Annotated in this window: 13 protein-coding genes; 6 read left to right on the plus strand and 7 right to left on the minus strand. The window is 74.1% G+C overall.

What is annotated here, in order from left to right; genetic code table 11:
* Positions 1-38: 38 nt before the first annotated feature.
* Positions 39-803 (minus strand): glycerophosphodiester phosphodiesterase, encoded by a 765-nt coding sequence (locus ACIQ8J_RS23815; protein WP_403266453.1) that lies wholly within the window; start codon positions 801-803, stop codon positions 39-41.
* The gene (locus ACIQ8J_RS23820; RefSeq protein ID WP_403266456.1) at positions 800-1525 is read right to left on the minus strand and encodes a YitT family protein; all 726 of its coding nucleotides are present in this window, start codon (positions 1523-1525) and stop codon (positions 800-802) included. The genes ACIQ8J_RS23815 and ACIQ8J_RS23820 overlap by 4 nt, the downstream gene beginning before the upstream one ends.
* A 63-nt stretch (positions 1526-1588) precedes the next feature.
* Here ACIQ8J_RS23820 and ACIQ8J_RS23825 point away from each other — a divergent pair, with 63 nt between their 5' ends.
* On the plus strand, positions 1589-3091 hold the full coding sequence (locus tag ACIQ8J_RS23825) for a PLP-dependent aminotransferase family protein (RefSeq protein WP_403266458.1): 1503 nt from the start codon (positions 1589-1591) through the stop codon (positions 3089-3091).
* A gap of 16 nt (positions 3092-3107) precedes the next feature.
* Here the strand turns inward: ACIQ8J_RS23825 and ACIQ8J_RS23830 are convergent, their stop codons facing one another.
* Both ACIQ8J_RS23830 and ACIQ8J_RS23835 read right to left on the minus strand, forming a co-directional pair.
* The gene (locus ACIQ8J_RS23830; RefSeq protein WP_403266461.1) at positions 3108-4670 is read right to left on the minus strand and encodes a hypothetical protein; all 1563 of its coding nucleotides are present in this window, start codon (positions 4668-4670) and stop codon (positions 3108-3110) included.
* 49 nt (positions 4671-4719) lie between these two features.
* A complete protein-coding gene (locus ACIQ8J_RS23835; protein ID WP_403266464.1) occupies positions 4720-4914 on the minus strand; it encodes a hypothetical protein in 195 nt (64 codons plus the stop codon).
* Between the two features lie 296 nt (positions 4915-5210).
* Between ACIQ8J_RS23835 and ACIQ8J_RS23840 the strand changes: the two genes are divergently transcribed.
* The 5 genes from ACIQ8J_RS23840 (at position 5211) to ACIQ8J_RS23860 (ending at position 10684) form a co-directional block, all read left to right on the plus strand.
* Positions 5211-5603: an ankyrin repeat domain-containing protein gene (locus ACIQ8J_RS23840; protein WP_403266467.1), complete on the plus strand. Its 393-nt coding sequence runs from the start codon at positions 5211-5213 to the stop codon at positions 5601-5603.
* Positions 5604-5870: 267 nt separating this feature from the next.
* Positions 5871-7289, plus strand: a complete 1419-nt coding sequence (locus ACIQ8J_RS23845; RefSeq protein WP_403266470.1) for a HEAT repeat domain-containing protein — start codon at positions 5871-5873, stop codon at positions 7287-7289.
* Positions 7290-7419: 130 nt separating this feature from the next.
* Complete coding sequence (locus ACIQ8J_RS23850) at positions 7420-8535, plus strand: glycosyltransferase family 4 protein (protein ID WP_403266473.1); 1116 nt, start codon at positions 7420-7422, stop codon at positions 8533-8535.
* A complete protein-coding gene (locus tag ACIQ8J_RS23855; RefSeq protein WP_403266476.1) occupies positions 8532-9698 on the plus strand; it encodes a glycosyltransferase in 1167 nt (388 codons plus the stop codon). Before ACIQ8J_RS23850 ends, ACIQ8J_RS23855 begins: the two co-directional genes overlap by 4 nt.
* 5 nt (positions 9699-9703) lie before the next feature.
* On the plus strand, positions 9704-10684 hold the full coding sequence (locus tag ACIQ8J_RS23860) for an SGNH/GDSL hydrolase family protein (RefSeq protein WP_403266626.1): 981 nt from the start codon (positions 9704-9706) through the stop codon (positions 10682-10684).
* Here the strand turns inward: ACIQ8J_RS23860 and ACIQ8J_RS23865 are convergent.
* Genes ACIQ8J_RS23865 through ACIQ8J_RS23875 form a run of 3 tightly spaced genes read right to left on the minus strand, consistent with a single transcriptional unit; the run spans position 10576 to position 12856 of the window.
* Positions 10576-11454 carry a biotin-dependent carboxyltransferase family protein gene (locus tag ACIQ8J_RS23865; protein WP_403266479.1) on the minus strand — a complete coding sequence of 293 codons (879 nt, stop codon included), beginning with the start codon at positions 11452-11454 and terminating at the stop codon, positions 10576-10578. The two genes, ACIQ8J_RS23860 and ACIQ8J_RS23865, sit on opposite strands and share 109 nt — an antisense overlap.
* Positions 11451-12086, minus strand: coding sequence for a 5-oxoprolinase subunit PxpB (gene pxpB / locus ACIQ8J_RS23870; RefSeq protein WP_403266482.1), 636 nt, complete (start codon positions 12084-12086; stop codon positions 11451-11453). Before pxpB ends, ACIQ8J_RS23865 begins: the two co-directional genes overlap by 4 nt.
* Entirely contained in the window at positions 12083-12856 is a 774-nt protein-coding gene (locus ACIQ8J_RS23875) for a LamB/YcsF family protein (RefSeq protein WP_403266485.1), read from the minus strand. Before ACIQ8J_RS23875 ends, pxpB begins: the two co-directional genes overlap by 4 nt.
* Between the last annotated feature and the right edge of the window lie 40 nt (positions 12857-12896).

The raw sequence follows: 12896 nt of genomic DNA on the forward strand, positions 1-12896 counted from the left end.
TCGCTCGTCCTCGTACGCGAGCGGTGGCTGCCGGGTGGTCAGTGCCAGACTCCCCGGTCGGTCAGTACCGTGCGCAGTGTCTCCAGATGATCGGTCATGATGCCATCCACACCGAGGTCGAGGAGAGCCCTCATCCGATCGGGATCATTGATCGTCCAGACATGTACCTGCAGGCCGAGCGCGTGCGCGGTCCGCACGAAGCGGCGGTCCACGACCGGGATGCCGCTCTGGCTCACGGGCACCTGCGCGCTGACGGCGCCCGGCCGCAGCGGCACCGGGATCCCGTAGGAGCGCAGCCGGAGCGCGGCGACGCCCCGCACGCCGTACGACGTGGCCAGGCGCGGTCCCGCGAGCCGGTGCGCCCGCGCGACCCGGGCCTCCGAGAACGAGCCCACGCAGACCCGGTCCCAGGCGTCCGTGCGGCGGATCAGGTCGATCAGCGGGACGAGCGCGGACTCGGCCTTGAGGTCGACGTTCCAGCGGGCCTCGGGGAAGGCCTCCAGGAGCTCCTCGAACAGGGGCAGCGGCTCACGGCCTGCCACCCGGGCCCGCTTCACCACGGCCCAGGGCAGCTCGGCGATCCTTCCCCCGGAGTCGGTGACGCGGTCGAGCGTCGGGTCGTGGAAGGCGACCAGACGCCCGTCCGCCGTGGTGTGCACATCGGTCTCGAAGTACCGGTAGCCCGCCTCGGCCGCCCGCTCGAAGGCGGCGGCGGTGTTCTCGACGCCGTCCGCCGCCCCGCCGCGATGGGCGAACGGGATCGGCGTCGGATGGTCCAGATAGGGGTGGCGTACGCGAGTCACCCGGGAAGTATGGCGCGCTCCGGTGTCGGCGCGGCGACGGCGGTGCTTCCGGCGGGTACCGGGGACGTGGCTTCGGGGGCCGCCTCCTGGGCGGGGGCCTCGGGGATCGCGAAGATACGGAGGAAGAACTGGGCGAGCGGCCCGATCGCCAGCGCGTAGAGGACCGTGCCGACACCGAGCGAGCCGCCGAGCAGGAAGCCGGTGGCCACGACGATCACCTCAAGTCCCGTGCGTACGACCCGGATTGAGCGTCCGGTCACCTTGTGCAGGCCCGTCATCAGGCCGTCGCGCGGACCGGGGCCGAAGCGGGCCGAGATGTAGAGGCCGGTCGCCACGCCGTTGCAGACGATGGCGGCCGCCGTCAGCGGAACCTGGGCGAGCAGGCCGTGCACATCGGGGACCACGGCGAGCGTCCCGTCCATGAAGATGCCGATCGCGAAGACGTTGGAGACGGTGCCGAGCCCCGGCCGCTGCCGGATGGGGATCCACAGCAGCAGGACCGCCGCGCCGACGATGATGGAGACGACGCCTATGGAGAGGCCGGTGTGCTTGGCGAGACCCTGGTGCAGCACCCCCCACGGTTCGAGACCGAGCCCGGCGCGGACCAGCAGCCCCGAGCTGACGCCGTACAACGCGAGACCGACGTAGAGCTGCAGCAGCCTCCGCGTGAGGTGCGTGGACAAGGTGGTTCCCCCCTGTGTGGTGCTGGTGGACTGACTCATGACACTCTGTGCGGGGAAATGGACTCCAACCATGGCCAATTCGAGGAAGGTGGACTGACTTCCATGGCTCAGTGGACCTCGGCGATCGGGCCCGCCCAGCTCGCCCGTCAGCTCAAGGCGCAGCAGCCCCGCCCGGCCGGTGCGGGACTGCGCAAACCGCCCGCCTACCGGGCACTGGCCGACGGCATCCGGCTGCTCGTCCTCGAAGGCCGGGTCCCGGCCGCCGCCCGGCTGCCCGCCGAGCGCGAACTGGCCGTCGCCCTGTCGGTGAGCCGCACGACCGTCGCCGCCGCCTACGAGGCGCTGCGCGGCGAGGGCTTCCTCGAATCGAGGCGCGGCGCCGGCAGCTGGACCTCCGTGCCCGCCGGGCATCCGCTGCCCGGCCGCGGCCTCGAACCGCTCCCGCCCGAACAGCTCGGCTCCATGATCGACCTGGGCTGCGCGGCGCTGCCCGCCCCCGAACCCTGGCTGACCCGGGGAGTGCAGGGCGCGCTCGAAGAGCTCCCGCCGTACGCCCACACCCACGGCGACTACCCGGCCGGTCTGCCCGCGCTGCGCCAGATGCTCGCCGAGCGCTACACCGCGCGCGGCATCCCGACGATGCCCGAGCAGATCATGGTGACGACGGGGGCGATGGGCGCGATGGACGCCATCTGCCATCTGTTCGCCGGACGTGGTGAACGCATCGCCGTCGAATCGCCTTCGTACGCCAACATCCTCCAGCTCATGCGCGAGGCGGGCGCCCGGCTGGTGCCGATCGCCATGGCCGAGGGGCTGACCGGCTGGGACCTGCCGCGCTGGCGCCAGGTGCTGAGGGACGCCGCGCCCCGGCTCGCCTATGTCGTCGCCGACTTCCACAACCCCACCGGCGCACTCGCCGACGAGGACCAGCGGCGCCAGCTCGTGGACGCCGCGCGCTCGGCCGGCACCGTGCTCGTCGTCGACGAGACGATGAGCGAGCTGTGGCTCGACGAGGACCTGGACATGCCGCGCCCCGTCTGCGCCTTCGACCCGGCCGGGGCCACGGTGCTCACGGTCGGCTCGGCGAGCAAGGCGTTCTGGGCGGGCATGCGCATCGGCTGGGTGCGGGCCGCCCCCGACGTCATCCGCTCCCTCGTCGCGGCCCGCGCGTACGCCGATCTCGGCACCCCGGTGCTCGAACAGCTCGCCGTCAACTGGCTGATGGCGACGGGTGGTTGGGAACAGGCCGTCGAACTCCGCCGCGCCCAGGCCCGCGAGAACCGCGACGCGCTGGTCGCGGCGGTGCGCCGGGAACTCCCCGACTGGGAGTTCCACGTGCCGCGCGGCGGCCTCACCCTGTGGGTCCGCACGGGCGGCCTCTCGGGATCCCGCCTGGCCGAGGTCGGCGAACGGGTCGGGGTGCGCGTGCCCTCCGGTCCCCGCTTCGGAGTCGACGGAGCCTTCGAGGGCTATGTCCGCCTGCCGTTCACGGTGGGCGGCCCGGTCGCCGAGGAGGCCGCGGTACGTCTCGCGGCTGCGGCCCGGCTGGTGGAGACGGGGGGCGGGTCGGGGGGTGCGGAGCCGCCCCGGACGTTTGTGGCCTGACGGACCCTGCCATCCGTCACCTCTCCGTCGGAACCGCCTCGTGCGCCGTCCCCGGTGGAGCCGCCTCCACCGGTCCGTCGTGGGCCGGCAGGAGGTCCTGGACCGCCTGCCGGTGGGCCGCCGACGTCGCGTCGTCGTAGGGGTCCGGGGTCGCGGGGACCTGGAGGCGCAGGACCTCTCCCGCACCCAGGCGGGCGTAGCCGCGGCCCGGGGGGACGTCGGGGGTGGGGGTGGTGTGCGGCGGGACGCCGAGCACCGACTCGACCTGGCCCCGGGAGGCGGGGCCGAGGACCACGCGGGCCCGGGTGTGGGAGCGTACGGGCTCGGTCAGGTCGTCCAGGGTGTCGAACTGTTCGGCGACGACCACCGTGACCCCGGCGGCCCGGCCGTGTCGCAGCGGCACCTGGAGCAGGTGCTGCGGGTCGGTGCGGCCGTCGGCCGCGGCCAGGTCGGTGAGGACGCTGGGGCGGTCGAGCAGGATCCACAGCGGCCGCTTGGTGTCCTCGGGGGCCGGTTGGCCGGCCTGGCGGGCCCGGTTGGCGGAGATCAGGCGCCGCTCGGTCTCGTGCGAGGCCCATTCCAGGAGGGCCAGCGCCCCGGCGAGCCCGCATTCGACGGCCAGGACGCCCGAGCGGCCCGTCAGGCAGGCGTACTCGCCGGTGCCGCTGCCCTCGATGACCAGCAGGTCGCCGTGCTGGAGGGCCTGCAGGGCGATGGAGCGGAGCAGGGTCGTGGTGCCCGAGCCGGGCTGGCCGACGGCCAGGAGGTGGGGTTCGGTGGAGCGGGGGCCGGTGCGCCAGACGACCGGCGGGGCGTCGTGGCTCTCCTCGCCCGCGGTCACCGGAACGGTGCGCTGGACGGCGTCCGCGTCGGTGAAGCCGAGGACCGTCTCGCCCGGGGAGGTCACGAAGCGCTGGGCGGCGATCGAGGTGGGCAGCGCCTCCAGGACGCTCATGACGAGCTGGTTGCCCTCCTCGTCCCAGGCGAAGTGGTATTCGCGGCCACGTCCCGACTTGACGTGCAGGAGCTGTTCGATCCGGGCGCGGGAGGCGGCCTCGCCGTCGGTGAAGTACGCCGGGTAGCGCACCCGGAGCCGGGTCGGGCGGCCGCTGTCGTCGAACTCGTACTCGCTGAAGGCCTTGTCCCACTCGCCGCCGTGGGCGAAGAGCGGGTCCGGGTCCTCCGGGACGGAGAAGTACGGCACGAGCGCCTCGTAGAGGGCCTGGAGCCGGGTGAGCTCCGCCTCGTCGGGGCCGGTCTTGACGGCCGGTTTCTCGCGGCCCTTCCAGGCGGCCGCGCCCATCACCGTGATCAGGGCGAGCAGCGGCCCGTACGGGATGAGCGCGACGACCAGGACCACGGCCGCGGTCAGGAACAGTGCGGGGCCACGCCGTTCCTTGGGGGTGGCGGCCCACTTGCCGCGCAGGGCGGCGGCGATCAGTCGCAGGCCGCGGGTGATCGTGATGAGCGGATGGAGGACGTCGGTGGCGCTGTCGGCGGCCGTACGCGCGATCTCGCGGCTGCGAACGATCGGTGCGCTGTAGCTGCTCAGAATGCGGGGGAGCGGTCGCCGGGCCACGTCGTTCTCCTGGTGTCGATTGTGCAGTTGTACGCAGGACAGCGGGAGTTCAGAACTTGATCCCGCCCAGCAGGCTGGCCAGGCTCGCGCCTCCGGCCGTGATGCTCGGGGCGATGGCGGTGCCCGCGAGGTAGAAGCCGAAGAGGGCGCAGACGAATGCGTGCGAGGCCTTGAGCCCGTCCTTCCGGAAGAAGAGGAAGACGATGATTCCGAGCAGCACCACACCTGAGATGGAAAGGATCATTTCGGGATCTCCTGGTTGATGGGGACAGTCACCATGAGTTCTTCCAGGCTCACAGGAAGTATCTATGGGATAAAAGGTGCGAATGGGTGAAATTCCCGCAATTTCACTGGAGTGGCGGATATGAAAAACCGCTCGGAGCGGCACACTGTGCGGCCGCCACCTCTGTCGTCGTCACTCCCGGTGATCTTTGCCGCCGATGGGCCGCCTCATGTGGGCCGCCAGCCAGTACCCTGTCGATTCACTCGTACGGCGCTGTGGCCGTGCGGGTCTGTTCCGCTGCCGTAAAGGAGTTTGCGATGAGCGAGGAACTCGATCCCGAGGTGGTCGAGCTGGCGTCCAAGGTCTTCGATCTGGCCCGCCAGGGAGACGCCGACGCGCTCGCCGCGCACGTCGACGCCGGGGTGCCCGCGAACCTCACCAACGACCGCGGCGACTCCCTCGTCATGCTCGCCGCCTACCACGGGCACGCGGCCTGTGTGAGCGCCCTGCTCGCCCGGGGCGCCGACGCCAACCGCGCCAACGACCGAGGCCAGACCCCGCTCTCCGGAGCCGTCTTCAAGGGCGAGGACGCGGTGATCAAGGCCCTGCTCGCCGGCGGAGCCGATCCTTCCGCAGGGACGCCCTCCGCGGTCGACACCGCCCGGATGTTCGGCAAGACGGAGCTGCTAGCCCTGTTCGGGGCCAACTGAGCGTCCACGAAGCGTTTACGGGGGATCCACCGAAGAGCCCGCGGAGAGGGGCGCCGTAAATGTGGTCGCGATGGCGAAATGACTGGGTCATCATGACGTCGAACCCCTGCATCGGGGGCAGGGTCCCTACATCGGGGACCACGACGAGAGGGCAGCAAGATGGTCTACACCAAGCAGAAGACGGCGGGCGGCCGAACATGTTGCTGCGCGGCCTAGGGCAAGGCACGAATCCCGGTTGCGTCGACAGCTTGATGTGAGGCTATTTCCATGTTCGATCCAGTCATAGCGCCGAGCGGCACGTTGCTCGGCCTGCTGCAGCGGGGCCGCGGCGACGGCACCCTGCACGCGCTGGCCGCCCCGCGCGACGAGGCCCTGGCGGCCCTCAACCACTGCGTACTGAGCGACCCCCGCCACGACTGGCAGGTCGAGAACCGCTCCCTGTACTACGCGCGCCTCTTCCTGGATCTCGACGGCGGGCTCGACCAGATCGAGCGCCACCTCTTCGGCGCCGAGGACATCCTCGACACCGAGGACTCCAGGACCGGACTCGCCCTCGCCGTCCTCGGCCACCTCGCCTCGTACGGCCGGGCGGACGCGCTGGCGCTGCTGCGCCGGTACGCCTCGTCCGGCTCGAACTGGGCCTGGGCCCTGGACGAGCTGGCGCTGCGCGACGACGACGCGGGCCTGCGCGGCCTCGCCACGTCCGTGCTCGGCCGTTTCCCCGCCACCGCGGAGGGAGAGGCGGAGCTCGCCGCCACCGTGCGTGACGCCTATGAGCCGCGTCCCTGGCGGCTGTGGGCCGAGGATCCGCGGGACGGCGTGGGCGCCCGGGTGCGGGCCGCCCGGGAGAACGGCTCCTTCGACCGCTGGCAGCGGCAGATGCGGCCCGCCGGGCCCCGCCCCGGCTGGAGCGTCCAGGCCGTCTTCGACTGGGCCGAGGAAGGTCTGGAGCGCGGCGCGGTCCTGCACCTGCCCGCGGCCAGGTGCCTCGGCGCGGTCGCCGGTCCCGAGGACCGCGGCGCCATCATCGAGGCGGCCGGATCCGGCACCGACGGCGCCCGCGGCGCCGCCCTGCACTATCTCGCCGAATCGCGCGACCCCCGCGTGCTCGACCTCATCGAATCCGCCGTCTCGGCCGGCTCGCACACCGTCGCCGAGGCCGCCGTCCACGCCTTCGAGCGGATGTGCGGCCCCGAGGCCGTCGACCGGGCCCGCGGCTGGGTCCAGCGCCCCGACGAACTCGGCGCCTCCGCCGCCAGCGTGCTCGCCGCCAGAGGCGGGACCGGCGACGAGAAGCTGGTGCTCGGCGCGCTCCGCGAGACCGTACGGTCCCAGGGCCCCGACGCCCCGCTGCTGCGGGCGCTCGTCGACGGGGCGGGACGGCTCGGCATCTGCTGCGCCGCCCCCGTCCTCAGACACGTCTACCGGGAGACGGCCTCCTCCGAACTGCGCGGCCGCACCGCCCGCGCGCTCGCCGCCACCGACCCCTCCTTCGCCACCGGGTTCGCCGTCGAATGCCTGTGGGACTGCGAGGAGACCACGCGGGAAGTGGCCGCCCAGTACGCGGAGCTCGTCGACGCCCGGGTGGCCGAGCGGCTGCGCAGGCTCGCCGCGGACCCGGCCGAGGAGGCCGAGGTGCAGAGCGTCATCCACGACCGCCTCGGCCCGGACGCCACGGCCGTGTGACCCATGGCCGCCCGGGAGCAGCGCCGTGCGATCCACGGCCGGACCCGGGTGAGACAACGCTCATGGGACGTTCCCCGGGCGGAAAGATCCAAGTCGGCCGGGCCACTCCCGACGCGACGACAACACGGGTATGCGTGTCGTCATCGTCACCGAATCCTTCCCGCCCGACGTCAACGGCGTTGCCCACTGCGCCCTGCAGACCGCCCGGCATCTCGCCGTACGCGGTCACCAACCGCTCGTCATAGCCCCGGCCACGGCCACGGGGGAGGGCTCTGACGCGCCGTGCCCCGTCATACGAGTGCCCTCGCTGCCGCTGCCCGGCTATCCGCAGGTCCGCCTCGCCCTGCCGAGCCGCCGCGTCGCCGCCACGATCGCCGCCCACCGGGCCGACCTCGTCCACCTGGCGAGCCCCTTCGTCCTCGGCGTGCGCGGCATGGCCGCCGCCGCCCGCCTCGACGTCCCCGCCGTCGCCGTCTACCAGACCGATCTGGCCGGGTACGCCCGCACCTACATGGGCACCGGCGAAGGCACCGCGTGGCGCCGGCTCCGAGCCGTGCACGGCGCCGCCGACCGGACCCTCGCACCGTCCACCTCGGCCATGCGCGACCTGACGGAGCACGGCGTCCAGCGGGTGCGGCTGTGGCCGCGCGGCGTCGACACCGACCGCTTCCGCCCCGAGCGGCGCGACGAGGCACTGCGCCGCGAACTCGCCCCGCACGGCGAACTGCTCGTCGGCTACGTCGGCCGGCTCGCCCCGGAGAAGCAGGTGGAGCTCCTCGCGGACGTCTGCGCCCTCGACGGCGTACGCGTCGTCATCACCGGCGACGGGCCGAGCGCGCCCGCGCTGCGCGGCGCGCTGCCCGGCGCCGTCTTCCTCGGCCGCCGCACCGGCGACGAACTCGCGCGGATCTTCGCCTCGTTGGACGTCTTCGCGCACACCGGACCGTACGAAACGTTCTGCCAGACCGTGCAGGAGGCAATGGCGAGCGGAGTGCCCGTGGTGGCCCCCGCGGCGGGCGGTCCGCTCGATCTCGTACGCCATGGGACGACCGGGCTGCTGGTCCCCCCGAGGGACGCGGGGGCCGTGCGCGACGCCGTGCTGCGGCTCGCCGATCCTGCCGTCGGGGCGGCCTGCGGGCGCGCCGGGCGGGCCGCCGTCGAGGGACGGACCTGGGCCGCCGTGGGCGATCTGCTGCTCGACCACTACGGCGAGGTGCTCGGCGCGCGGGCGGCGGTGGCGGCATGAGCGGCCTCAGGATCGTGCGGCTCGCCAACTTCGTCACCCCCGCGTCCGGCGGGCTGCGCACCGCGCTGCGCGAGCTCGGCCGGGGCTATCTGGCCGCCGGACACGAACCCGTGCTCGTCGTGCCGGGAGAGCGGGCCCGCGACGAACTCACCGAGCAGGGACGGGTGATCACCCTGCCGGGCCTTGTGCTGCCGGGCACCGGCGGCTACCGGGTGCTCGCCGACCGGCGCCGTCTGCGCCGGGTCCTCGAAGACCTCGCCCCCGACCGCATCGAGGTGTCCGACCGCACCACGCTGCGCTGGACCGGCGAGTGGGCGCGCCGGGCCCGGGTCCCCTCCGTGATGGTCTCGCACGAGACGGCGGACGGGGTGCTGCGCACCTGGGGCCTGCCCGAAGCCCTGGCCCGCGGCGCCGCCGACCGGCTCAACAGGCGTACCGCGTGGGCCTATTCGCGGATCGTGTGCACCACCGAGTGGGCGGAGCGCGAGTTCGTACGGATCGGGGCGCGGAACGTGGCCAGGGCGCCGCTCGGTGTCGATCTGGCGCAGTGCCGGCCGGGCCGGCGCTCGACCGTGCTGCGGGCCCGCCACGCGCGGGGGGCCCACGTGCTGCTCCTGATGTGCTCGCGGCTCTCGGTCGAGAAGCGCCCCGGGCTCGCCCTGGACGCGCTCGCGGCGCTGCGCCGCGCGGGTGTGGCGGCGGCGCTGGTGGTCGCGGGGGACGGCCCGCTGGCGGGGAGCCTGGAGCGCCGGGCGGCCGCCGAGCGGTTGCCGGTGGAGTTCCTGGGGCATGTCGCCGACCGTGAGGTGCTGGCCGACCTGCAGGCAGCCGCCGACCTGTGCCTGGCGCCGGGTCCGGCCGAGACGTTCGGCCTCTCGGCCCTCGAAGCCCTGGCCTGCGGGACCCCCGTCGTGTGCAGCGCCTCCTCCGCCCTGCCGGAAGTCGTCGGCGACGCCGGTCTCGCGGCCGGGGGAACGGCCGGGGAATTCGCCGCGGCGGCAAGGGAGTTGCTCGCCAGGCCGGAGGAGCAGCGCCGGGCCGCCGCGCGGGCGCGGGCCGGGCTGTTCGGCTGGGACGCGTCGGTGACGGCCTTCCTCGCCGCACACGAGGCTCCGGTGGTGCGGCGGGCGAGGTCCGGCGCGGGACCGGGGGTGGCCGCGTGACCGCCATGGCCTTCGCCGCCGAACAGGCGCCCCCGCCACCGCTTGAGAGGCTGCGGTTCGCGGCCCTCGGGGACTCGCTCACCGAAGGCATCGGGGACCCGGTGGCAGGCGGCTGGCGCGGCTGGGCGGCGCTGCTCGCCGGTCACCAGCAGGGCTGGGAGTTCCGGAACTTCGCCGCCAGCGGTGCGCTCACCCGTGATGTCGCGGAGGAACAGGCGCCGCTGGCAAGGGAGTTCGCGCCCGACCTCGCCGCGGTCGTCGTCGGCGTCAACGACACGCTGCGCCGCTCCTTCGACATCCACCGGATCGCCGTAGGGCTCGACACGGTGTACGGCGGCCTCGCCGGACAGGGAGCGGTGCTGTTCACCGCCTGTCTGCCCGACCCGGGCGCCATGCTGGGACTGCCGGGGCCGCTCGCCCGGCCGCTCGCCAGGCGGCAGCGGGCGGTCAACACGGTGGTGCACACCCTGTCCGCCCGTTACGGCGCGATCCATCTGCACCTCGCCGACCGCGAATGGGTCGCCGACCGCGCCCTGTGGAGCGCGGACCGGCTGCATCCGGGCGAGCGCGGGCACCGGCTGATCGCGGCCCGCTGCCACGCGCTGCTCGCCGAGCGGGGCCTCGCGCCGGGCGCGCCGCCCTCGCGCGAACCGGAGCAGCCGCCACCGGGCGCGGCCGCCTCCCTGTTCTGGCTGGCCACCTCCGGCACCGCCTGGCTGGCCCGCCGCTCCACCGACCTGCTGCCCCAACTGCTCCGGCTGGCCGGTGACGAACTGCGCCACGCGGCGCGAGGAACCGCGGCCCGCCTCGATCTGCACGCCGCCGAGGCCCTGTCGTCCGCGCTGGCGGCCGTCTCACCGGTCCCGGCCGAAGGCGCTCACGAGGACCGGAACCGTCCCACCGGCACGAACCGCACGGGTGTGCCCGGCGCGGCCTGCGCCGCGGCCGCCAGGTCGGTTTCGGGGACGACGCCGATCACCGGGTAGCCGCCGGTCGTCGGGTGGTCGGCGAGGAAGACCACCGGGCGGCCGTCCGGCGGCACCTGGACCGCGCCCAACACCATTCCCTCGCTGGGGAGTTCACCCTCGACGGCGCGCGCCAGCGCGGGCCCCTCGGTGCGCAGCCCGATGCGGTTGCTCGCCGAGGACACCCGGTAGCGGCCGCCCGCCAGGACGGCGGGCGCGTCCGCGGTGAACCAGTCCGCGCGGGGCCCCGGCAGCACGCGCAGCACCAGTTCCTCCGGCGGCCCCGGCGCGGGCGCCGCGTCCACCGGCGGGCAGGTGGCCGACGGGGAGCCCAGCGGCAGTACCGCGCCGTCCCTCAGCAGGGCCGGGCCGAGGCCCGACAGGAGGTCGGTGGAGCGGCTGCCGAGCACCGGCTCGACGGTGACGCCGCCCGCGAACGCCAGATAGGAGCGCACCCCGCGCGTCGCCGCGCCCACCTCGACCACGGCCCCCGAGGGCACCCGCACCGGCGCGCCCCACGCCACCGGGCGGCCGTCGACCGTGACCGGGCAGGGCGCGCCGGTCACCGCCACGGTGACCGCACAACGAGGGCGTACCGCACACCCGTTGAGGGTCGTTTCGAGGACGGCCGCCCCCATTGCGTTGCCGACCAGCCGGTTGGCAAGGCGGCTCGCGGGCAGGTCGAGCGCGCCCGAGCGCGGCACCCCGAGGTGCGCGTGCCCAGGCCGTCCCTCGTCCTGTACGGAGGTGAGCGCGCCGGCCCGTACGACGGACAGGGCGCGGTCGGTCATCGCGCCTCCCGCTCGACGAAGCGGACCCGGGTGCCGGGGGAGAGGAGGGCGGCGGGCTCGCGGTGCGGGTCCCACAGTGCGGCGTCCGTGCTGCCGATCAGCTGCCAGCCGCCGGGGGAGGAGCGCGGATAGATGCCGGTGTACGGGCCGGCGAGGGCCACCGAACCCGCTGGGACCGTGGTGCGCGGAGTGGCCCGGCGCGCCACCGCGTACCGCTCGGGAAGGCCGGTGAGGTAGCCGAAGCCGGGCGCGAACCCGCAGAAGGCGACCCGGAATTCGGCCGAGGAGTGGATGCGTACCGCCTCTTGCGGCGAGACCCGCCACAGGGCCGCGACCTCCGCGAGATCGGGGCCGTCGTAGCGCACGGCGATCTCGACCGTCTCCTGGGCGCCCGCCTTCAGAGGAGGGATCTCCCAGGTTGTCAAGAGGGCGGCGAGCGCCTGGGGGTCCCGTACGCCGTCAAGGAGCACGGTGCGGGCCGCGGGCACGATCTCGCGCACCGGGGGAAGCGTGCCGGCGGCGCGGCGGCGCAGCAGCTCGGCGTGCAGCGCCTCGGCCGCCTCGCCGCTGTCGAGTTCGACCAGGAGGGCGCGGTCGCCGACCGGGAGGGTGCGCAGGGCGTCGCTGGTCATGCGAAGGCCGCCACGCGGACGCCCGCCGATTCGAGAGCGGCCCGCACCCGGCGGGCCAGTCCCACCGCGCCCGGGGTGTCGCCGTGCACGCACAGCGAGCGCGCACCGACGCCGACGACTTCCCCGGTCGCTGCTACGACCGTGCCGTGCAGGGCCATCGCGACGGAGCGCTCGACCACCGCATCGGGGTCGCTGACGACCGCGCCGTCCTGGCCGCGCGGCACCAGCGTGCCCTCGGCGGTGTAGGCGCGGTCCGCGAACGCCTCGGTGATGACGGGCAGTCGGGCCTGCTCGGCCGTCGCGAGCAGCCGGGAGCCCGGCAGGCCGAGTACCGCGAGCCCCTCGCCCGCGAGCAGCACCCCGGCCACGACGGCGGCCGCCTGCTCCTCGTCGTGCACGACCCGGTTGTAGAGCGCGCCGTGCGGTTTGACGTACGCGACCCGGCTGCCCGCGGCGCGTGCGAAGACCTCCAACGCGCCGATCTGGTAGGCGACTTCGGCCGCGAGCTCGGCGGGCGGCACGTCCATGGAGCGGCGGCCGAAGCCCGCCAGGTCGCGGTAGGAGACCTGCGCGCCGATGCGTACGCCGCGCTCCGCCGCCAGCGCGCAGACCCGCCGCATGATGGCCGGATCGCCGGCGTGGAAGCCGCAGGCCACATTGGCGCTGGTGACAACAGACAGAAGTTGTTCGTCATCAGTCAATCGCCAGTGACCGAACCCCTCGCCGAGGTCGGCGTTGAGATCGATCGACGTCGTCGCGGGCCGGGTCATGGATGCGGGATCTCCTGTTCCAGATGGTGCGTGGCGCTGT

The sequence above is a fragment of the Streptomyces sp. NPDC094147 genome, assembly GCF_044764265.1.
Lineage (GTDB): Bacteria > Actinomycetota > Actinomycetes > Streptomycetales > Streptomycetaceae > Streptomyces.

Excerpts from the sequence above, each read along its gene's own strand:
- ACIQ8J_RS23820 (WP_403266456.1), bottom strand. The coding sequence starts at position 1,525 with ATGAGTCAGTCCACCAGCACCACACAGGGGGGAACCACCTTGTCCACG.
- ACIQ8J_RS23825 (WP_403266458.1), top strand. The coding sequence starts at position 1,589 with ATGGCTCAGTGGACCTCGGCGATCGGGCCCGCCCAGCTCGCCCGTCAG.
- ACIQ8J_RS23835 (WP_403266464.1), bottom strand. The coding sequence starts at position 4,914 with ATGATCCTTTCCATCTCAGGTGTGGTGCTGCTCGGAATCATCGTCTTC.
- ACIQ8J_RS23840 (WP_403266467.1), top strand. The coding sequence starts at position 5,211 with ATGAGCGAGGAACTCGATCCCGAGGTGGTCGAGCTGGCGTCCAAGGTC.
- ACIQ8J_RS23845 (WP_403266470.1), top strand. The coding sequence starts at position 5,871 with ATGTTCGATCCAGTCATAGCGCCGAGCGGCACGTTGCTCGGCCTGCTG.
- ACIQ8J_RS23850 (WP_403266473.1), top strand. The coding sequence starts at position 7,420 with ATGCGTGTCGTCATCGTCACCGAATCCTTCCCGCCCGACGTCAACGGC.
- ACIQ8J_RS23855 (WP_403266476.1), top strand. The coding sequence starts at position 8,532 with ATGAGCGGCCTCAGGATCGTGCGGCTCGCCAACTTCGTCACCCCCGCG.
- ACIQ8J_RS23860 (WP_403266626.1), top strand. The coding sequence starts at position 9,704 with ATGGCCTTCGCCGCCGAACAGGCGCCCCCGCCACCGCTTGAGAGGCTG.
- ACIQ8J_RS23865 (WP_403266479.1), bottom strand. The coding sequence starts at position 11,454 with ATGACCGACCGCGCCCTGTCCGTCGTACGGGCCGGCGCGCTCACCTCC.
- pxpB (WP_403266482.1), bottom strand. The coding sequence starts at position 12,086 with ATGACCAGCGACGCCCTGCGCACCCTCCCGGTCGGCGACCGCGCCCTC.
- ACIQ8J_RS23875 (WP_403266485.1), bottom strand. The coding sequence starts at position 12,856 with ATGACCCGGCCCGCGACGACGTCGATCGATCTCAACGCCGACCTCGGC.